The organism is Psychrobacter sp. CX21 (genome assembly GCF_057396255.1).
This window is the reverse complement of the sequence record NZ_JBXYJG010000003.1, coordinates 219497-241782: the sequence shown is the minus strand read 5'-3', so window position 1 is coordinate 241782 and position 22286 is coordinate 219497. Positions and strand designations below refer to the sequence as shown.

At 40.3% G+C, this 22286-nt stretch carries 16 protein-coding genes; 7 read left to right on the top strand and 9 right to left on the bottom strand.

What is annotated here, in order from left to right:
• Positions 1-96 precede the first annotated feature (96 nt).
• Complete coding sequence (dapB, locus tag AC2SLP_RS03470; protein ID WP_486535240.1) at positions 97-921, top strand: 4-hydroxy-tetrahydrodipicolinate reductase; 825 nt, start codon at positions 97-99, stop codon at positions 919-921.
• A 229-nt stretch (positions 922-1150) separates the two neighbouring features.
• Positions 1151-2419, top strand: coding sequence for a DUF819 family protein (locus AC2SLP_RS03465; protein ID WP_486535239.1), 1269 nt, complete (start codon positions 1151-1153; stop codon positions 2417-2419).
• 141 nt (positions 2420-2560) lie between these two features.
• Here the strand turns inward: AC2SLP_RS03465 and def are convergent, their stop codons facing one another.
• The 6 genes from def to erpA all read right to left on the bottom strand — a co-directional run bounded on the left by def (position 2561) and on the right by erpA (position 9732).
• Positions 2561-3091 carry a peptide deformylase gene (gene def, locus AC2SLP_RS03460; RefSeq protein ID WP_486535238.1) on the bottom strand — a complete coding sequence of 177 codons (531 nt, stop codon included), beginning with the start codon at positions 3089-3091 and terminating at the stop codon, positions 2561-2563.
• A 650-nt stretch (positions 3092-3741) separates the two neighbouring features.
• A complete protein-coding gene (locus tag AC2SLP_RS03455; RefSeq protein WP_486535237.1) occupies positions 3742-3996 on the bottom strand; it encodes a GlsB/YeaQ/YmgE family stress response membrane protein in 255 nt (84 codons plus the stop codon).
• Positions 3997-4757: 761 nt separating this feature from the next.
• Positions 4758-6251: a UDP-N-acetylmuramate:L-alanyl-gamma-D-glutamyl-meso-diaminopimelate ligase gene (gene mpl / locus AC2SLP_RS03450; RefSeq protein ID WP_486535236.1), complete on the bottom strand. Its 1494-nt coding sequence runs from the start codon at positions 6249-6251 to the stop codon at positions 4758-4760.
• A gap of 143 nt (positions 6252-6394) precedes the next feature.
• Positions 6395-6910 (bottom strand): disulfide bond formation protein B, encoded by a 516-nt coding sequence (locus AC2SLP_RS03445; protein WP_486535235.1) that lies wholly within the window; start codon positions 6908-6910, stop codon positions 6395-6397.
• A 184-nt stretch (positions 6911-7094) separates the two neighbouring features.
• Positions 7095-8669: a glutamate--cysteine ligase gene (gene gshA, locus AC2SLP_RS03440; protein WP_486535234.1), complete on the bottom strand. Its 1575-nt coding sequence runs from the start codon at positions 8667-8669 to the stop codon at positions 7095-7097.
• A 733-nt stretch (positions 8670-9402) separates the two neighbouring features.
• Positions 9403-9732, bottom strand: coding sequence for an iron-sulfur cluster insertion protein ErpA (gene erpA / locus AC2SLP_RS03435; protein WP_486535233.1), 330 nt, complete (start codon positions 9730-9732; stop codon positions 9403-9405).
• A gap of 551 nt (positions 9733-10283) precedes the next feature.
• On the opposite strand from erpA, the gene AC2SLP_RS03430 reads away from it, so the two are divergent.
• The 5 genes from AC2SLP_RS03430 (at position 10284) to AC2SLP_RS03410 (ending at position 17148) form a co-directional block, all read left to right on the top strand.
• Positions 10284-12278 (top strand): ABC-F family ATP-binding cassette domain-containing protein, encoded by a 1995-nt coding sequence (locus tag AC2SLP_RS03430; RefSeq protein ID WP_486535232.1) that lies wholly within the window; start codon positions 10284-10286, stop codon positions 12276-12278.
• Positions 12279-12611: 333 nt separating this feature from the next.
• Positions 12612-13103: a DUF3015 family protein gene (locus AC2SLP_RS03425; protein WP_486535231.1), complete on the top strand. Its 492-nt coding sequence runs from the start codon at positions 12612-12614 to the stop codon at positions 13101-13103.
• A 338-nt stretch (positions 13104-13441) separates the two neighbouring features.
• Positions 13442-15568, top strand: coding sequence for an Lnb N-terminal periplasmic domain-containing protein (locus AC2SLP_RS03420; protein ID WP_486535230.1), 2127 nt, complete (start codon positions 13442-13444; stop codon positions 15566-15568).
• Between the two features lie 150 nt (positions 15569-15718).
• Complete coding sequence (locus AC2SLP_RS03415) at positions 15719-16753, top strand: DnaJ C-terminal domain-containing protein (protein WP_486535229.1); 1035 nt, start codon at positions 15719-15721, stop codon at positions 16751-16753.
• 68 nt (positions 16754-16821) lie between these two features.
• The gene (locus AC2SLP_RS03410) at positions 16822-17148 is read left to right on the top strand and encodes a chaperone modulator CbpM (RefSeq protein ID WP_486535228.1); all 327 of its coding nucleotides are present in this window, start codon (positions 16822-16824) and stop codon (positions 17146-17148) included.
• A 286-nt stretch (positions 17149-17434) separates the two neighbouring features.
• On the opposite strand, the gene sstT is transcribed toward AC2SLP_RS03410, so the two are convergent.
• The 3 genes from sstT to AC2SLP_RS03395 all read right to left on the bottom strand — a co-directional run bounded on the left by sstT (position 17435) and on the right by AC2SLP_RS03395 (position 21459).
• Positions 17435-18646, bottom strand: a complete 1212-nt coding sequence (sstT, locus tag AC2SLP_RS03405) for a serine/threonine transporter SstT (protein WP_486535227.1) — start codon at positions 18644-18646, stop codon at positions 17435-17437.
• Positions 18647-19078: 432 nt separating this feature from the next.
• Positions 19079-19690 (bottom strand): DNA polymerase III subunit chi, encoded by a 612-nt coding sequence (locus tag AC2SLP_RS03400; RefSeq protein ID WP_486535226.1) that lies wholly within the window; start codon positions 19688-19690, stop codon positions 19079-19081.
• A 95-nt stretch (positions 19691-19785) separates the two neighbouring features.
• On the bottom strand, positions 19786-21459 hold the full coding sequence (locus AC2SLP_RS03395; protein WP_486535225.1) for a leucyl aminopeptidase: 1674 nt from the start codon (positions 21457-21459) through the stop codon (positions 19786-19788).
• Positions 21460-22286 lie beyond the last annotated feature (827 nt).

Here is a 22286-nt window from a genome sequence, read left to right as displayed (position 1 = left end):
TTAAACCAAGTATAAATTTAATGGCGTATAAAATAAAATTACCGTTAAACCTAATAAACCTAATACCAAGTGATCAAATAATAAAAGGAGTAACCCATGACACAGCAGAGCTCTAAGACAATTAGCGTAGGTATCATAGGCGCTGGAGGCCGTATGGGGCGTATGCTCATTGAAGCGGTTAATAACAATAAATCTACTACATTATCAGCAGCGATAGAGCGTCAGGGTTCAAGCTTAATAGGCGTTGATGCAGGTGAGCTTGTCGGGCTTGAGAAAAATGGAGTGGCATTGTCTGATGATTTAGAATCACAGCTTGATAAGATGGATGTGTTAATAGACTTTAGCCTGCCAGACTCAACCGAACAGAATGCTCAACTGTGTGCCAAGCATAATGTGGCGATGGTGATTGGAACCACAGGATTGAGTGAGGCGCAAGAAGCAGCATTAGATCAAGCTTGCGGGCAAATCCCAGTGGTTTATGCCGGCAACTACTCAACCGGCGTCAACGTGTCTTTAAAGCTTATTGATATGGCGGCCAAAGCATTTGGGGACACCGCTGATATTGAAGTGGTGGAGTCCCATCATAAGCATAAAGTTGATGCGCCGTCAGGCACTGCTTATATGATGGCCAATGCCGCAGCAGAAGCACGTGGACAGGACTTAAAAGAAGTGGCGCTGTACGGACGAGAAGGGTACACAGGAGAGCGTAAACAAGGCAGTATCGGTATTCATGCTATTCGCGGTGGAGAAATCATAGGGGATCACAGTGTCATGTTTATAGCCGATGGTGAAATGGTAGAAATCAAACATCACGCCCGCGAGCGTATGACCTTTGCAGCAGGAGCGGTACGAGCAGCGACTTGGGTAGTTACTCAGTCTACAGGTCGTTATGATATGCAGGATGTGCTGGGTTTAAAATAATCAGGGTTTTATACATAATCTCTAATACATGACCTCTAATACATAATCTCTAATACGTAATACGTAATTAGCGACTCAGTTTCAGCCATAGGATTGATAATAATTAAGGGCATAGGTACACGCCTTTGAAGCTACTATATTAAACAACCTAAGCACTCATACTTTCTCATAGCGATAAGCTCTCTGAGATAAGCCATCAGATCAGCGATAAAATGAAAAAGGATTTTCAATGTTCGCTTTGTTTAGTGTCATACTATTTTCTATACCCGTTTTGATTATCTTACTGGCGCAAAAGTTTGCTTGGTTAGATAAGATAGGTGTGGTTATTTTAGCATTTGCAGCAGGACTGCTTTTTGCCTACCTGTATCAACCTGCTGAGTCATCAATTTTATCAGCGTTAACGTTTGCCAAAACTCAGGTTTCAGAAATTTCCGTCGCCCTTGCCATCCCCTTATTGTTATTCTCAATCAATATACCAGCCTCGTTCAAACTCTCAGGCAATGCCTTAAAAGGGTTTTTGTTGGCGTGCTTATCAATGTGTATTGCAGCAGCCGCTACGTCACTTATATTTGCAGATCAAGTAGCTTTGATATGGCAAGCTGCAGGCATGACGGTAGGAGGCTATACGGGAGGTGGGCAGAATATCGGCGCGGTCAAAGCTGCCATTGATGCTGATGAGACGCTATTTATTGAAGTGTTGACCTACGATATTCTTATTTCAACTGTATACTTGTTATTAGTCATGACCGTATTAAAGCCATTAGCCTTAATGTTTTTACCAAAATTTGCCAAACATCAAGACCGCAATACAAAAGCAGTTAATCATAATACTGCACCAGATTCTTTACCAAACACATTAAAAGATTCTTTACCAGAGCCTTTAACAGAGATTAGGCATGATCAGACAAACAGCGATTTTATGCATTTATCCAATGATAAAGCCTCTATGTATGCAGGATTGGTCGATAAGAAAATGTTCGGCTCAGTGCTAATAGCGTTAGGCTTATCAGTACTGTGTATAGCGATCTCTTTGCTTGCATCCCTACCTTTAAATGGTCCAATGCAATCTGCATTTACTGTCATTATGCTCACTACGTTTGGGGCGATATTATCTTGTATACCCAAAGTTCGAGCACTACGCATTAGCTATCCATTGGGTATGTTTTTTATCCTCGTATTTTGTTTTACCTCAGGCAGTATGGCAAGCTTATCAGGCGTTGCTACGCTTAACTGGGGTTTGTTTAGTTATATTAGCATGGCCTTGATTGTGTCAATAATCATACACGGCATACTGTGTAAAATATTTAAAATAGATGTCGATACATTTGTGGTGACAAGCTCGGCGGCCGTGATGTCAGTACCGTTCATTCCAATGATTACCAGTAGAATTAAAAACAAGGCTCTGTTATTTCCAGGCCTAGCTATCGGGGTCATTGGATATGTACTCGGAAATTATTTGGGGATTATGATGGCGTACATTGTTCAGTACATTACCTAGTTTTAAGCTATTAAAAAGCCCTACTGTTTTAATGTATTAACTTAAAATACATAAAAACAGTAGGGCTTAACTTAACTAGACTTAATTAGGTTTTATTTTTTACCATGACTATGAAGCCTCAAACTATACAGGTTCAAAAGGTTAAGCTTTAGTTGACGCCAGCTGTTTTTCTCTTAACTTTACCACTTTACGCACTTTGTCTCGTGCCCGTGTTTGTTTTAAGCGTGATAGATAATCTACAAATAACACCCCGTTTAAGTGATCCATTTCATGCTGTATACAAACGGCCAACAACCCTTCGGCAATCTCTTCAAAAGGATTACCCTCCACATCTAGCGCTTCGATTTTAACTTTGGTTGGGCGTTCGACGGAATCATACACGTCAGGTACAGATAAGCAGCCTTCTTCATACGGCTTTTTATCTTCGATGAGCGGTGTGACTTTAGGGTTAATAAAGACACGTGGGGTGTCGTTATTTTCTGACAGATCCATAACGATGAGCTGAATATGACGATCGACCTGCGTTGCCGCCAGTCCAATACCTTTGGCATCGTACATGGTCTCAACCATATCTGAGATTAGCTGTTTAATATCTGCATCGACGGTTTTAACAGGCTCAGCTATGGTTCGTAAACGAGGGTCAGGGTAACTTAATATTGGTAATATGGCCATAATTGATCACGTTATTAGATAAAAATGAATTAAATTTTAGAAATTATAAGAAAGTATAGGGCTTTATTATAAAGATATGGTTGGTCATTGACCCGCTTATTAATAGCCCTTTGCAATCATAAGCTAGTAGATGAGGGGGCGGACATCAAAAATCAAGCCCTGTTAAAGCGCAGAGTCAGTCTCTATTATACGCCAGTTTGGTTATGAATTAAATTTATGACCGATACAAAAGTACTGTCGTTTGCGAATGATGAGTTGTCACTACGAGTGATGAATAATTTATTACGAATTATACAAGAACCTATAGTCAGCGAACTACTAAACGTTTATAGTGTTAACCTCGTTAAGCCTACTCTAGCAGTACTTACACTCGGTCGCCTTGTAACTATTTTAGACTTCTTTGACTATAGTTTAATAACTCATTATTTAAGAAAAGATCTTTAATTTTATAAAATACCGAAGGGTGGATATTGTTCAGACATCAACACATATAAAAAGCGGACTTAAATAATAAGTCCGCCTAGTTAGTTACTTGAGTCATTTATTCGAGTTAGCTATTCGCGTTATTTATTGCTTAAGCCATGTCATTTTAATCATCTGTCGTAGATATTTATCTACTATACATCATAGTTAAATAAATATACTCTAATTTATACTTTGCGTTTACCAGTTATAATTTCATAGATAAATAATAGAATAATAGCCCCTATTACTGAGAAGGCCAGACCCATAAAGCCGCCGTCTGCATCAATACCAAGCATACTACCTAAGAATCCGCCAATTAGGGCACCAGCGATACCCAATACAATGGTCATTATCCAGCCCATCGAGTCGTTACCTGGTTTAATGGCACGCGCTAAAAGCCCAGCTACCAAACCTATGATAATCATCCAAATAAAATTCATAATATGTTCTCCTTAATCAATTTGTGTTTAATATAAAGTTTATAGACTATATAGAGCTCGCATAATAGAACCTACTTATAGACCTAAAGCAATGAAGCTTAAGCGTTTGATGTTTTCTAAAACATATCTTTAAACTCTTAGTATTAACTATTATAACCTCCATATTAAGCAATATATTAAATACTTATATTACTTAACTATTAAAGCAAGTAGATACTAGTTAGCTGTCCTATATAGACGAACTAGTTGAAATTCTATTCAATAAGGGGACAGAGCGCTAAGGTAGGTTTGTTAACCATGTATGTGCTGTGTGAGAATCATCCTATCTATGATGACATTTAACAGTTTAACGTTAACAGTTTGTATAGATTTATTAATATCTATGCAAGTTGGGGTAAATACTTTGACTTTTTTTAGGAATTTGACCGTTTATACTTTAATATTTTTGATAGATTAGCTGTATAAACATTTTAATAGTTTTGATTGAAATATGAGGGCTTTTTAACTCTTAATTATACAAGCTCAAATTATAGCGACTAAACTTAAAATACTATGGGTTTGTTGACCATTTTTGGGGTTTATCTAAGGCGTTCTATATTAGAAACAGTGTCTTTAAATGTGTCATTTAATATAATTTTCTAATGAATCGACGTAAAGCATTTATATTCCTAAAAAACATAAAAAAGCCGCTATATATGAGGTTAGCGGCTATTTTAAATCTATACGATATGGACTAAAGCTAGGTTTAGAATATATTTAAACTAACTTTGCTCGAAACGTTTTAGCAAACGTTGATGAATCCCCTCGAACCCGCCATTTGACATGATAATAATGGCATCATCTTGTTCAGTTTGACCAATTTGAGAGCAGATATGATCGATTATTTGTTGGGTGTCGTTCATAACATACTGATAATTATGAAGGCCTTGAGCCTCATCGATAACTTGCTTTAGGCCCCACTCCAGACCTGCAGGCTCATACCAAATCACCTCATCTGCCAGTGCAGCAGACGCCGCTAGATTGTCTTTATGTACGCCTAATTTCATAGTGTTGCTGCGCGGCTCTATAATAGCCCAGATTTTAGCAGACTTAAGTTTTTTTCTAGCGCCATCTAAGGTGGTAGTAATCGCGGTAGGATGGTGAGCAAAGTCATCGAATATTTGAACTCGGCTGTTATGCTTGTCTGAGGTGTGCTCAAAGTCAGCAATTAGCTCCATACGTCGCTTTATTCCTGAAAACTTAGATAAAGCAGCGCAAGCGTCTTCAACACTAATGCCGATATCATAAGCTGCCGCTACGGCAACCATTGCATTTTCTACATTATGGCGTCCACTCATACCCCAGTTGACGTCACCTTGGGCAGAGGGACCGTTAGCGTCTTGAAAGTGAATTATAAACTGACTGCCATCTTCTTCAATGAGCTTAGCTTTCCAAGCACAATCCTCAAAACCGCTAGAGACCTGTGTGGTATCTACAATCTCAGTGCGCCAAATAGGAGTCCAACATCCTTTATCTATTGTCGTCTCTAAGCTTTGAGTATGACCCGGCATGATGATTCGACCACCGCTAGGAATCATACGAATCATATGGTGAAATTGAGTTTGAATAGCGTCTAAGTCTTTAAAAATATCGGCGTGATCAAATTCTAGGTTATTCAAAATAGCTGTACGCGGTCGATAATGAACGAACTTTGAGCGTTTATCAAAAAAGGCAGAATCGTATTCGTCGGCTTCTATCACAAAGTAGCCGCGTTCATCCTGACTAGCTTTATCAGCACCTAAATAGCTACTATGAGCAAAAACTTGGTTTAGCTTTTCATCCTCACTGTCAACCAGCGGCACACCACCAATCAAAAACCCAGCATCGATACCGCAGTAATGCAATACCCAAGCCAGCATCGTCGTCGTTGTAGTCTTGCCGTGGGTGCCTGCCACCGCCAGTACATGACGATACTGCAACACATGCTCAGCCAAAAACTGAGGACCAGAGGTGTAGGGTAGACCTGTATTCAACATATATTCAACGGCATCAATACCACGCTTCATGGCATTGCCTACGATGACCAAATCAGGTGCAGGCTTTAAATGGTCATCATCATAGCCTTCTTGGATGGTGACCCCTGCACGCTCAAGTTGGGTGGACATGGGCGGATAAATACCAGCATCTGATCCCGTTACAGTATGACCTAAGTCACGTGCTAATAATGCAAGTGAACCCATAAATGTGCCACAAATACCTAAAATATGAACGTGCATGAAACCTCTAAATGTTAAGTTGTCTGTAATAATTTGGATGATGGTTAAATTATTAAGCTATACAGTTATATTACTTAAGCTAGCTTCTAAACAGCCTGTTCTTAAAAACAGCTGCTTAAAGTCACTGAAAAAATTTTAAACCATTAAAGCGTGCGTTTAACAGTAATGCGCCCTAAAATGACTAGATTAACCAAAACTAAGAGACTAAACAAGATTAACGCTTGCTCAGGAATTGATAATCCCAAAAATGACCAACTGATTTCAGCACATTCACCCGATCCTGAAAGTACCTGACTAAGCACCTCTTTCATAGGTAATGCTTCTAGCCAGTAGTCCAGTCCAGGGCCGCATGACGGCACTTGATCCGCAGGTAAGTGCTGCAACCAGACATGACGCGCGGCTACCCCAGCTGACCATAAAATACCAGCCATAGACCCTATCCACAAAATAAGTTGTACCCACTTTTGTTTCGGATTAAAGATCGCTGCTAAGAGTGCGAAAATGCCCATTACAATAAGACCGAAACGCTGAAAGACGCATAACGGACAAGGTGGAAGACCCTTATAATTCTGTAAATATAATATGGCAAATGCCATGGCAACAACTGAAGCGACGACGAGAAGTAGGTTCAAAATCCGATATGAGAATAAGCGCTGCATTAAAGCGGCTCCTTCGCAGCCTATGGCAATGCTCTTAAATGAGAGGGCTAGGCAGTATGGGTTGAGTAAATATAAATAGCTTTATTTTAACGATAAAAAAAGCGTTTACAAGTTTAAAGCGCATAAAGATATGCGTGTAAATCAGGTAAATGCAAATATTATAAGCGGTTATATACCTTGAGCATTAGCGATACTGCTGAATAAAATCATAAAAGCTTTGTTGTTCATTCTGTTCGATATCGTGCTGCTGAATCCATGACTTTTCAGACAAAACTTCATATTGGGCTTGAGTTTTGGGACTTAACGTACTTTTCATGATGTTATCACGGTGTTGTACAGCTAAGGTTTGCCCAAGTTGCCAGCTGCTTCCTAAACGCTCAGTATCTGTTAATACCTGTGCTGATAGGCTGGTTTTTGGATAGGTAGACTTACCCAACATCAGTGTAAGGGCAATGCGATAATGGTTGCCACCATAGTGGGCGTCAAGTAGATTAGCAAAGGGTAGCATCGCTTCTAAATGCTGCTTCATCCACTGTTTAAAATCTATTTCCTGACCGTTTGCTTTAAGGGTAAGATCAGGTTTGCATCCTTGATTGACCACACGTTCTAGATTTTCGGCCAATATATCTTCTTCAGCAGGGAATAACTCTGGTGAGTCATTCATCAAACAATATAGTGCCAGTACTTCAAGGAAGCAGGCAGTCGTTAAGCGAATACCGATGTCACTATAAGGGTCTAAATCAACCGCTCTAAATTCCACATAAGCAATGCCTCGTGACTCAAGCGCATGGCTTGGCGTCTCACCTGATTTGGCGATTTGTTTTGGACGAATTGGGCTATAATATTCGTTCTCAATTTGTAAGATATGGTCATTAATTTGAATTGGATTGCCATCGGCATCATCTAATCCTAACTTACTAAAATTAGACATAGGCGTTTTGATAGCGCGGCGTAACCCTTCAATATATTCAGGTAGCGTGTTATAGCGAATATCGAGCTGATCTTGTACGCTATTGGTATAGCCAAGTCGTCCCATACGTAGGCTTGTGGCATAGGGTTTGTAATAAGTGGTCTTATTCATTAACTCTAAGTCATGCTCGCGGCCAGTCAAAAAACAAGGACACACAGAAGGGCTGGCCCCTGTTAAATATAGCACTAAGCTACTCATACGTTTAAAGTTACGAATAAGGCCTAAGTACTTAATATTCTTAAATTCAGTCAATGACTCGCCTTGAGCGTCTTTAGGCAACGTATCGCGCCATGCTTTAAACAAATCATCGCCAAATGATAAGTTGTAGTGAAGACCAGCAATCGTTTGCATACGGCGACCATAGCGGACACCTAACCCGCTGCGGTATAAGGTTTTTAGGCGGCCGACATTAGAGCTGCCGTAATCTGCTAATGGAATATCTTCATCATCGGATGACAGCATACAGGGCATTGATAGCGGCCACATAAGCTCGCCCTCATCCATAGACTGATATACGAGCACATGAAGTTCACGCAGCATTTTGAGCATTTCATGAACGCTTGATTTAGGCGGCGTAATGAGTTCGAGCAGACTTTCTGAGTAGTCTGTGGTGATATAGGGATGGGTTAATTTAGAGCCGAGTGCTTCTGGATGAGGTGTCTGCGCCAAATAACCATCTGGCTGCATTCTCAGCCCTTCTTTCTCAACGCCACGTAGCATACCTTCCAAATGTTTGCTAGTTAGCCAAGAAGGCATTATTGAATTATTTGGATTTGTAATATCAGTCATACAGTCATCTCAGAATTAAAAAAAACTCATCGTTTGCTATTCTCTAATTAGACGATCCAAAGTCTAGTCAGATGATGCAAAGTGTTATTAACAGTGTCATTGTCAGTATTATTATAAGGGTGTCGATATAAACGTGTCATTTTTGCGGTTTGGGTTCAACCAGTTAAAGTCTCTCATCTTTAGCCTCATCAACCAAATTGGGACACGCCCTAATTTAGTTTAGCTCAATGCCGCAAAAAAATCATGTACGGTTACAATAGATAGTCAAAAGAGCCTATATCAATTGTTCGATAAATAATGGCTTTTAAAAATAGGCAGTCAATAGCGCAAACCGCATATTATAACGTGTCTATTCTGTATTACTAGCAGGTTTAACTAGGTTCATAGTATTTTAATGCTTATTTATTCGTAAGCTTGTATGAAAAGACTATAAAACGACTATGAAATGACTGGGCATTGCACGATATTAAATAACTGCAAACCAGATAATCTTATAATATACAACGGTAGGATTAAGGCATAAAAATAGCCGCAACATCAATAAAAGATATTGCGGCTAAAATGACATGGAATAACTATGTTTTAAAGGGCAATTTTATAAGTTATAAGGGTTAAGGCTTAATTTTATGGCGTCATAAATAAAGCTTAATAGGTTTAAAACCTTTCAAACATGCATCGTTCATGACCTAAACTAGATGAATATAGAGCCATTAGCTAAATATAAAACGTTAAGTTAGATAGAAAATGAAGAACCACACCCACAAGTAGTGGTCGCATTTGGATTGGTGACCACAAAACGTGCGCCCTCTAAGCCTTCAGTATAATCTACGGTAGAGCCTTGCAAGTATTGATAGCTTAAAGAGTCTACCAATAAGGTAACGTCTCGATTGTCAAAATTGGCATCATCTTCGCCAACTTCATCGGCAAAGTTAAAGCCATAAGAAAAGCCTGAACAGCCACCACCCGTGACATAAACGCGTAACATAAGACTATCATCACCTTCTTCTTCACGTAGTTTACGGACTTTATTAGCAGCACTGTCAGTTAAAGTAATGGTTGTCATAATATCCTCGTAAAGCTTACTACTTCACTTGCGTAATTTCGATAAGCGCTTGTTATTCATCTGTCGCTCTTTTTTTTATATTAATACCATCAGTTGTTGACGACAACAGTATCCGTAGATAAAAGAGACGCTGCCTATCTGCCTATAATGAAACATTGTCTAAGAAAACAGCCCGTAGGAAGATGCTAGCTCGCAGCTTGCAGGACAAAAACCGATGTCATCCACTATTAAACAGTCAATATAAAGCTAAGAATGGCACAAATTTATCGCAGCTTATTGATATTACGTTTATTTGATTTGATTAGTGTTTATTATACCATAATGAGGGTGAATCCTTGATTTTCAACGTATGACTATCCATAAATATAGAGTGTGATGTCTCACTCATTAAATAAGCCAAAGACAACAAACATCACGTACAATGTGCATCAAGAACAATGTTTATTAAGAACAATGCTCATTAAACACGACGTTCATACGTAAAATATTTTAAATCTGATCCCCTAAAACGTTACAATGCACCCAAATATAACCATAAGCGATATTAAAACATGATCGAATTTAACAATGTTGGGGTTCGACGCGATGGTCGGATTCTATTTTCAGAAGCCACTTTCCAGATTCATCCAGGACAAAAAGTTGGGCTTACCGGTAATAACGGTACCGGAAAATCTACATTGTTTGGCGTGTTATTAACCCAAATGGGTGAGCGCTCCCAAGACGAACTAAGCGTAGATGCAGGCACGGTGAGTATACCAAGCGGCTGGGATGTGGCGCATATGGCTCAGGAAGTTGCCGGCAGTGAGCAATCAGCTATTGACTACGTGTTAAGCGGTGATAAAGAGTGGTATGACATCAATCAAAAGATCAGCAAACCCGATAGCTTAAGTGATGATGACATTGCAAAGCTATATCAGCGCTTTGATGATATTGATGGCTACCGCACCCCAACGACAGCGGCACAAATTATGGCAGGTCTGGGATTTAAGACCAATCAGCATGAGATGTCTGTTAATGATTTCTCTGGTGGATGGCGCATGCGTTTAAATCTTGCAAAAACGTTAATGAGCCGCGCTGATTTGCTGTTATTAGATGAGCCGACCAACCATCTAGATTTAGATGCAATTTTATGGCTTGAAGAATGGATTGCTAAGTTTGTTGGTACTGTCTTATTAATCTCCCATGATCAAACCTTTTTAGATGCAACCGTTGGCTTTATTTTGCATATAGAAAATCACCGGTTGACCTTATATACAGGTAATTACTCGCAGTTTGTACGTGCGCGCAGTGAGCGATTGGCACAGCAGCAACAAGCTTATGAAAAGCAGCAAGAGACCAAAGCACATTTGGAAGATTTTGTGCGACGCTTTAGAGCTAAAGCGTCCAAGGCTAAGCAGGCACAAAGCCGTATAAAGCAATTAGAACGTATGGCTGACCTCTCCCCCGTTATGGCCGACAATCCGTTTAGCTTTAGGTTTTATGAACCAAGTCATATGAGCTCACCGCTCATTTCATTGAAGTCAGCTGATATTGGCTACAGCGACACGCCTATCTTAACGAATGTGAATGTAGAGATTACGCCAGATACCCGATTGGGGTTGCTTGGTATGAATGGGGCGGGTAAGTCGACCTTAATCAAGGCCTTAGTAGGAGAGCTTGCGCCTTTATCAGGCACTTATAAAGTATCTGATACCCTGCACATTGGTTATTTTAACCAGCATCAAATGGACAGCTTGGATGCGCAAGCGTCCCCGATGATTATGATGCGACGTATTGCTGGCAAAACCTCAGATGCTGAGCTGCGTTCGTTCTTGGGTAGTTTTGACTTTCGTGGTGATCGTATTGATACCCCCAGTAAACTGTTTTCAGGGGGTGAACGTGCCCGTTTAACGCTCGCTTTGATCGTATGGCAACAACCTAACGTTCTGATTCTTGATGAGCCTACCAACCATTTAGACTTACAAATGCGCCAAGCACTAACCATGGCACTGCAAGGATTTGCAGGGGCAGTTGTGCTGGTATCGCATGACCGTGAATTGATCGCTAATGTGTGCGATGAATTGTATTTGGTACACAATGGCAAACTACAAGAGTTTGAAGGTGATGTCTCTGACTATGGTAAATGGCTGTCCGAGCAGCGTAAGTCAGATGCCAAAGAAGCGGCCAAAGAGACGCGGGATGCCAAAGCTGTATCAAATGAAGCTGCCAAGCAAGCAGAAGCGGCTAAAAAAGTAGCAGAAGCCAAGGCTCAAGCAGAGGCCCCACAGTTAAGCAAAGAAGAGCGGCGCAAATTGGCTGCCGAACAGCGCAAGTTGACCGCTCCTATACGCAAACGTATAGAGCAAGCAGAAAAAAAACTGGATAACGTGGCGGCTAGTTTGAACGAGTTGGAAGAAAAGCTTACCGATACATCGCTATATGATGAGGACAATAAGAAAAAACTACTCAAGCTATTAGAGGAGCAAGCAAGCTTTCAGCTGCAGCAAGCACAGTTAGAAGAGTCGCTTCTTGGGGCTATGACTGAGCTTGAACAGTATGATAGCTAGTATATGGTTGGCATTTTAATATTGGTTTTGATACTTAGTAAGCTAAATGTATTTATAAAACTTAAATTAAACATACAAGTATTAAACCTTATAAGGTTATAAGAAAATCTTAATAAAAAATACGTTATAATTGTTAGTAATTTTTATCAGTACGTTAAGCCAATATTTTTTTCTTGCTATCTGCTTACTATATTGTAAAATTGAAATACAGGTTAACAAAGTGTTAAATATTAGAACGACCGATATTAATGTTATTTAATCTGTTAAATATCATACATCTATCATTCATTTAATTAATGTGCGTAGTTTAGAGTGCATTTATAAGGAAATAATATGTTAAAGAAAATTGCTATCGCTTCACTTGTTGCTGCTATGCTTCCACTAGGCGCTGCTAATGCTGATTTAGGCTCAAAGTTTAAGTCAGAAGAAACGGGTCGTACGATTGAGCAAATCTACAAAGAGTGTGGTTTAGGCGGCGCTTTATTTGGTAATTCAAGCCCGATCTTAGCGATTATAAGTAACGTTACATGGGATTTAGGTACAACAGCGGCAATCTCTGACTCTATGTCACCTGACCAGTGTCAAGGTGGTAACGTAAGAGCCGCAGTCTTAATTAATGAAGCATTCCCAAGTGTCGAAAAAGACTTAGCTTCAGGACAAGGTGCGCATTTATCAGCCCTACAAGATGTTGCTAACTGTGATTCTGTAGCAGGTGTACGTGCACAATATGGTCAGTATACGCAATCATCTGCATACACCACTGCAACTCAAGATCAAAACGCACAAGCATTATATAGCATTGTTCAAAACAGCTGCACTATGTAATTTAACGAGCGAATATATTGGCGCTTTATAGATAGCTTTATAATGATATTAAAAGCACGTAAACTAAGTGGTTTACGTGCTTTTTGATGCTATACTTTTTGATGACATTGCTTTTTGATGACATTGTTTTTGATGTTTAAATGGTAAGATTTATAGAGAATACAAAATCTGACAATTAAATTATCAAGTAAAACGATAAATGATCGCAAACGCTACACATAGTAAGTCTAGCGAGTTTGACAAAAATAGGTTGTCTTTTAAAAAAGGTATAACAAGGCATAATGTTGGATAGGAACACTATATACCGTAATAAGGGAGTGGTAAGCAGTTTGATAGGTATGAATGTTTATAGAGTCGCCACAGTTATGCCATTTGTTGGTATTGTTATTTCAGGTATGATGGGGTTAAATGCGATAGCCGCTACTAATTTGCCAGACAAGACTGACGCTGTGCAAAGCACGCCTGTATATGACCATATTAGCAGTGTCAATAGCCATAATCATACCAATAGCCATGTCAATACCCTTAAACACGATCTTTCGCCTTCCATAGGCTCAAGCATACAAAGCAATAAAGTCGATGACAGCACCCCGTTACTCGGTCAACGTCAGTCGCTGCAAGAGCTTCAAGCGTTAAATCATATTAGCGTAAACACGACCAGACTAAAACAGCTCGCTGAACACAAACAGTGGCAACATTTACTGTTTTATAAAAACGGTAAAGCCGAGGTTATCTCCGATGGGTTTTATTTAACACATTCACAAGATACGGATGCTCGTGATTTTGATCCTTACAAAGAGTTAGTAGCCATAGTGGCGCAGCGCAATAATAAAGATGTGATATGTCAGTTTCCTGCACGCTATTTTTGGCTCAATCATCATATCGATTCTTTGAATATCGATCTTAGCCAATGTTCTCAATTGCCTAACCCCAATCAAAGTATCAGCTTAATGCTGGTAAGTAATTATTTAAAAAATCCTGCCTCCTCATTCGGTCACGTACTGGTCAAAACCAATGACCCTAGCCGCTCAACTATGACGGAATCTGCTATAACGGAATCTTCACACAGCACGCTATCAAGTAAAGACTTATTAAATAATTCATATAATTTTGGTGCCCGCATACCCCCTAATGAAAATGGGATGTTATATGCCATAAAAGGCTTGTTTGGTATATACGATGCAGGGTTTGCAGAAGCGGAGTTTTTTAAACAAGATGCGGTGTATTCCAAAAGTGAACAGCGTGATATGTGGGAGTATGAGCTTAATTTAGATGATTTTGACACGCAGCTGCTAAATTATCATTTATATGAAGCCAAGTCTGCACGCTTTGATTACTATTTCATCAAACAAAATTGCGGGTATCGCTCAGGTGAGATACTCGAACTGATTAGTGATATACAAACTACAGAGCGTTTGGGGCCGTGGTATGCGCCAGATTATGTGTTTGATCAGTTGATTGAGTATGATGCCACTGCATCAGACCCCTTAATCGCCTCGGTACGCTATTTGCCATCAGAGCAAACACAGCTTAGGCACACTTTTGGGCAACTGCCCAAGCCTGTACAGCAAAAAGTGAATGAGATTATAAGGATTAAGGACAAATCTTCAATTGATGTCTTGAATGCTTTGGATGACTTAGAGTCGTTTGATGACCATCAAAAAACACTCACGTTAGATTATTTAATATTGCACCAGACCTATAAGCTCTCTCAAGAAGATACGCCCCAAAGACAAGCGTTTAAGAAGCGGCTGATCAGTGAGCGTTTTAAATTGCCAGAAAGTGATGCGCTTGCTAACTTAAAGGTTCCCAATAAGCCGTCTCCTGCGCTGAGTAATAAAACGGCGCAAACTCAGATAACACTGTCAAAAGATTTGGCCCAAATTGGACTGTCCTTGTTTGTTAAAGACCCTTTAAATAGTTATACAGATATTAACAAGCGCTTTGAAGCTGTTAAGACCACTGCCGCGTATGATTGGGATAAACATGATTGGACGCTTAACGATTTTGTCTTTTTGGACATGCAGCAAATCGAAGATTTGGCTCAACCATTGGCAGGCGAGCCCAAACTGTCTTGGCAGTTAAAAACAGGGGCACGAACCGATCCTTTCAATAACAATGCTCATCGCCCTTATTTAAAAGGGGGTATTGGTGGCGGCGCTATGTTCGGCGATAAAGCATTAGGTTATGTGATGACCAATGCGGTATTTCATGATCAGCAGGATAAAATAGACGCCAGTATCGAATTTGGTATGCGCATCAAACGCGGTGGTCAGGCAGCAGAGCTTAGTTATCATCATACGATACGTAAAGGCGAAGACGCAGTTGCAAAAGCGCAACTGGCTTTGCGTCAACAGCTTGCAAAAAATGACGACGTTAGACTACGTATAAGTCATACTCAAAATGACAATCTACCTGATCAAGAAGGCATGAACGCGAATGTAGCCTGGCATCATTATTGGTAAAATTAAAAGTTTTAAAAATATAAAAACATGAAAAGTAAAAAATGAATAGGTACTAAATAGACCTCGTAACTACTTGTCACTTGAAATTACTTTAATGTATATCCATTCATCACTCATAATAAAAGCACAGTCATCTTAAGGATAAAAACAATGGCAGAAAAGAGTTTTTACGATATCTTGGGCGTGAGTAAAGATGCGACAGAAGCGCAAATCAAAAAAGCGTATCGCAAACTGGTGAGAAAATATCATCCGGATGTGTCCGATGCACCCAATGCCGATGAAAAGATTGCAGAGATTAATAATGCGTATGAAACCCTAAGAGATGAAGAAAAACGCGCAGAGTATGACGCTGTTCAATCCAGCCCATTTGGTAGAAGTGGCGGATTTACAGGCGGTTTTGGCGGCGGCGGTAATCAGTCTGGTGGGTTTAGATGGGAGGATATTAAAGATCAATTTGGTGAGGGGGCGCCCTTTGGTAGTGGCAGCTTCCGCTTTGATGATATCTTTTCTGCTTTTGGTGCCGGCGGTGCGCAGTCAGGTCCGCAATCTAAGCAGTCTGGCACTTCTGGCTTTGAAGGTTTCGAAGGTTTCGAGCAGTTTGGCGGCGCTTTTGATCAGTCTGGTCCAACGCCTGGGCAAGATCAACATGCTGAGATTTCAGTGAGCTTGGCTTCTGTGTATAAAGGTGATGATTATAGTATCAAATTAAATGTGCCTACCAGACAGTCCGATGGCACTATTGCTCAAGAGCAAAAGACGTTAAAAATAAAAATTCCAAAAGGTATTACCGAGGGTAAGCAAATTCGCTTAAGTGGACAAGGTGCTGCCAGTTACGCCGGCGGTAAAAATGGTGATTTATTTTTAAAAGTTACCATTGATCACCCAAGCAATATTCGCTTAGAAGGGGCCGATGTCTATCAAACTGTCAATATCACACCATGGGAGGCAGCACTGGGCGAGAAGATTAATATCAATACGCCTGCTGGCACGTTGGGCGTTAGCATTCCTAAAGATAGTAAATCAGGCAGTCACTTACGGGTAAAAGATAGAGGTATTCCTGCCAAAAACCCAGGGGATTTGTACCTAACGCTAAACATTGTTAATCCAAAAGTTTCGACAGACGCCCAAAAAGATGCATTTGATGCATTAAAAGCAAGCTTTGCAGGTACCAGTATAAAGCGTTAATAAGGTTTGCAGCTTAAAATATTATAAACCGATAAAACAGATAGCATAATAATAAAAAGGATGTGACCATGCGACACTCTAATGAATTTAATGACATTATCATGACCTTAGATGAGCTTATTCAAGCATGCGGACAAAATCCCGATTGGGTTATGGCCTTAATTGAAGAAAATGTGATCGAATATGATGTGCCAGACTCTCGTAAATTCACGGGGTATCAACTGGCTACCGTTCGCCGTGCATCTCGCTTAAGCCGCGATTTTGATGCCAGTATTCCTGCTATTGGCTTGATTCTAGAATTGTTGGATGAAGTAGAGCAGCTACGCCAGTTTAAGCGCCAATGGGAATCACAAGATAGTAGCCAGCAGATAATCGAGATTGATATCGATCAATAGTGGGTGCACAAGCCTATAGTCGATGCACAATCAATTCGATGTACAATCAATTCGATGTACAATCAAATAGTCAGTACAGTGTTAATGTTTTATACTTGTTGCACATAAAAGCCTCATCGACTGATGAGGCTTTTTATAGTCAGCGAGCTACTAAACGGTTACGGCGGTAACCTCAATAAGCCTACCCTCTCATGGTGGGGCATTACTTGCACTCGGTTGCCTTGTCACCATTTTAAACTTGTTTGACTATAGGTTTTAAGCGTGTTTGTTTATTTTTATAATAACGCTATCTTTTCATAATAGGATCAGCGGCCGCAGTAAAGAGTACATCGGTAGAGGAGTTAAGCGCAGTTTCTGCCGAATCTTGAACCACACCAATAATAAATCCGATGGCAACAACTTGCATCGCCACTTCGTTAGGTATATCAAATAAACTCGACGCTAAAGGAATCAGCAGCAATGAGCCCCCTGCCACACCAGAAGCACCGCACGCACTAACCGTAGCCACCACACTTAATAGAAGGGCAGAACCAAAGTCTACATGAATGCCTAGCGTATGCGCTGCAGCGAGGGTTAAAACGTTAATAGTGATTGCCGCACCTGCCATATTAATAGTAGCACCTAGGGGCAAGGTAACCGAATAGGTATCTTCATCCAAACCAAGCTTAGCAGCAAGGTTCATATTGACAGGAATGTTCGCCGCAGATGAGCGGGTAAAAAAGGCGGTAATTCCAGATTCTCTTAGACAGCGAAACACTAAGGGGTAAGGGTTTTTACGAATATTAAATGCCACAATAATTGGGTTTATCACCAGCGCTATAAATAGCATACAACCCAATAATATGGCCAGCAATCGCGCATAGCCTAATAGTGCATCAAAACCAGTTTCGGCGACTGTATTAGCCACCAAACCTAAGATACCAAGAGGGGCAAAAGCAATCACAAAACGCACCACACTAGAAATAGCTTCTGCCAAATCTGATACCATCATACGGGTGGTTGTGGACGCTTTGCGTAAGGCAAATCCTATCACTATCGCCCATGCTAATATGCCCATATAGTTGGCGTTGGCCACTGCACTAACCGGATTATCCACCAAATTCATCAACAGCGTCGTTAATACTTCTTGTAATCCTGTAGGAGGCGCTCGGTCAACAACTGCCTCAATCGTGTTGAGACCTATAAGTTCAGTTGGAAATAAAAAGCTCGCTGTAACCGCGGTCAATGCAGCGAGAAAAGTCCCAAATATATACATGATGAGTACTGGCTTAACATGAACCTTGCTTTTACTTTGGTGTTGGCTAATGGCGGCCATAACCAACACAAATACTAAGATTGGCGCCACTGCTTTTAAAGCACCGACAAATAAAGATCCAAGTAAGCCCAGTGCAATACCTACCGAAGGTAACAGCCACCCTACCAAGACACCAATCACCAGCCCAACAACAATAAGTGGCACCAGTCCTATACGTTGGTACATATTAACGATGGCATTCATAAACGCTCCGAATAAAGGGTATTATCTAAATGTTTAGAGGATGAATCGAATAAGCACTGATCGACACTCCTATAGGTCTCTAATAACAGGTTTTTAATAAAAGATGCTTAAGGATTCAATCTGTGAACCGATTATACAAAAGATGACCTTATCTGCAAAATTTTGAACGAGATATGGACAAAATATATGATAAATAGAGGTATTTTACTGATAGAGATATTTTGCTTATGTAAGTGTTTGCCTATTCCAGTCTATATCTATAGGTAATCTGTTTTAAATCACACTTTATTAAGATACTATAGTCAATGAAGTCTAAAATGGTGACAAGGCAACCGAGTGCAAATGCTACACCTGTAGGCTTAGCGAGATTAACGCCGTAACCGTTTAGGTGTTCGCTGACTATAATAACTAGCTTGGCTTACCACTAATACATCAGTTAATAGGAAAATACTTGAGTTCAAAACCCAAATCGCGATAAATTCGATATTTGTCACGGCCTTGCTGCTTGCTGGTTTCATCAGGCGTGATAATTTCTAACACTCGATCAGGTAATATAGATAAGTTAGTCAAAGGGAGTGCAGTCGCCGCAAGATTGAGTACAACACCATCAAATCCATTAGGAAAATTTGAAATGAGGGTTACAGGAGCGGACAATTGCTCAGCATCAATTTTAGGATCTGTTTCATCATTAGTTTCAGCATCAGTCGTAGCTATAGCAGCTCCATTATTTGAGGCGCTAGGGTGTCCACCGCTATCAAGCTCAATTGAGTTGTGAGGGAGAAATAAGTTGTGAGGGACGAAGCTCACTGGATCAAATGACCATAGCGCTGTATCAAGCTGATTTAGCCATTTAGTATCATCATCAACAATTACCAAACTCATCTCGCTTTTTTTAAGGACAGTCTGCGTTAATTTACAGACAAAATTAAGCACCGCCTCAGCATTAACCGCTGAAGCAGTGCTCTGCCCATTTGACTCAGTGTTAGCGCCTGTTTTATCTTGAGAAATAAAAGCATCGCTTAAGACATAGAAGCTAATTTGCATGTCACCTACTTAATAGGACTGTGCTCATAAAGCAAAGCTCATAGAACTCATTGAGCTTACTTTAAAAAAGAGCGGATACTAAGAATTAGCTTGCATTAAGAATGAGCTAAGTTTTTAAGATATTGCATAAATAAAGGTACAGGACGACCCGTCGCGCCTTTCTCTTTGCCTGATTTCCACGCCGTACCGGCGATATCTAAGTGCGCCCATGCTTGGTCATCTTTAACAAAACGAGATAAGAAACAAGCCGCTGTGATAGAGCCTGCAGGACGTCCGCCAATATTTTGAAGGTCTGCTATTGGCGAGTCAAGCTGGCTTTGATACTCATCATCAAGTGGCATATGCCATATCAGATCGCCAGATTGATTACTAGCATTTTCAAGCTCGAACAACACGTCTTCATCGTTACTATAAACCGCTGAGCGGACGTGTCCAAGGGCGATCACGCAAGCGCCAGTAAGCGTGGCGACATCGATAATAGCGCGCGGGTTGTAACGCTGTACATAGCATAGAGTATCAGCCAGTACCAAACGTCCTTCTGCATCAGTGTTTAGGATTTCAACCGTATCACCATTCATTGCGGTGACGATATCACCTGGACGTGTGGCTTCACCTGATGGCATATTTTCTGCACATGCCAGCGCGCCCACAACATTAATAGGAAGACGTGCTTCACATAACGCTTTTATGGTACCCAGTACCGACGCAGAGCCGCCCATATCAAACTTCATCTCATCCATGGCAGCGCCAGGCTTGATTGAGATACCCCCTGAATCGAAAGTAACGCCTTTACCTACCAATACGATTGGCGCATCTTTATTAACTATTGCAGCGGTGTTGCTATCAGTGTTTTGGCCAGCAGTATCTTGGCCAGTTTTTTTGTTAGCTTTACCTTTGGTGGCTTTTTTGGGTAATTTGTCTGCGACAGCTTTCACGTTTTTAGCCAAGGTGCCTGCCAGTCCAACAGGAGTATTATCAGAGGTTTGGTTATTACCTTGATATTCCATAATAACCAGTTGACCTTCACGCGCAGAACCACGTGAGACGGATAAGAAGCAGTCCATTCCTAGCGCTTCCATCTCGCTTTCACCCAGTACAGTAACTTTTAATAAATCCGGATAATGTTCTGCCAGCACGCGCGCTTCATCTGCCATAAACTCTGGGAAACAAACGTTACCTGGTTCGTTTGCAACGTCACGGGCAAGTGACTGACCATCATGTACGGCAAGGGCATAATCGACAGACGCTTGGTCAAACGAGTGCGATAAAATATTGACTTGATGCAGGGCAGGCTCTGAGCGTTTGGCTTTGTATTTATCAAAACGATAGCTTGCATTTAATAGTTCAAGAACAAACTGATGATTGGTCTCAGCAGAAATAACATCGGCGATAGCAAGCGTAAGCTCATCCACTCGTTTGTAAGCCGCATTGTATAGTGCTGAAGTAATTTTTTGTACCTTACTGTTGCTTAGCTTGTTGATATCACCGATACCAACTAATAATAGCTGTAACGGTGCTTTTTTGGCATCTGACGCCAGTGCAAAATCAGCGACAGTTTCACCAACTTTTCCTTTAAAATTCGCTGCTTCAATTAAACCTTTAATGCGGGGTAGATAGGCGTCAAACAAGCCTTCATCATGCCCCAGTATCTTGCCATCTTCGTCAATAAAAACAGCCAGCAATTGAGCGTTCTGGTCTACGTTTGGCGTCTTTTTTAATAGTTTTTTTGGTTTAGGTAGGGTATTTATTACAGATATTGATAAACTCATTATAAATCCTCTTTTTATTGTTAAATGACGTAGTGAGAGTTGAGCCGCTATCTATACATCAAGTTATATACAATAAGGTATATATTATTAGTATTATGAATGCATAGCATACGGTGTAAACCGCTCAAATTAGTACAAGATAGTTTAACATATCAGACATATTAGCAACATGAGCACTTAATCCAACCTCATAACAAACCCTCAAGAGGCTAGCTAATTTACTCTACATATTGACCTACATATTGACCTATACATTCATCTATATATGCTGCTACCTAATGCTCCTATATAGGTTGCTATCTAAATTCAGTCATCAAAATTGACATCTAAGCTACGATAATCTGATAACAGTCATGATAAAATATGCACCGAACTTAAGCTTAAACTTACTTGGACTTAATGCGCGTATTGATAGCTCTTATTTATGGCTTATATTGATGAAATGCTACATTTTTTGAACCACACGCTATAGGTCATATGTAGTCTAGTTAAGTTTTAACCGCGTAGTTTTATTAAGGGTAGTTTTATTAAGAGTAGTTTTATTCAGGGTAGTTTTATTAAAGATACGCTCTAGCATATCTTTAAATAGCATTTATAATGTACGCTTAGTGTTTTGGCTTAGTAGAAATATGATACCGATTTTGTCATTATGCCCTCTAAACTTATATGTTAATTGTTTTAAAGTGACTGCATTAAAGCGAGCAAGTTTAAGTAGTGCTCATGTAGCCTAGCATGATTAAAACCGTAACCGTTTAGGCGGTTGCTGACTATACAAAACGACTTCTAACAATAATCGTCAATCCTCAATTTTTATAATAACCGAGTGT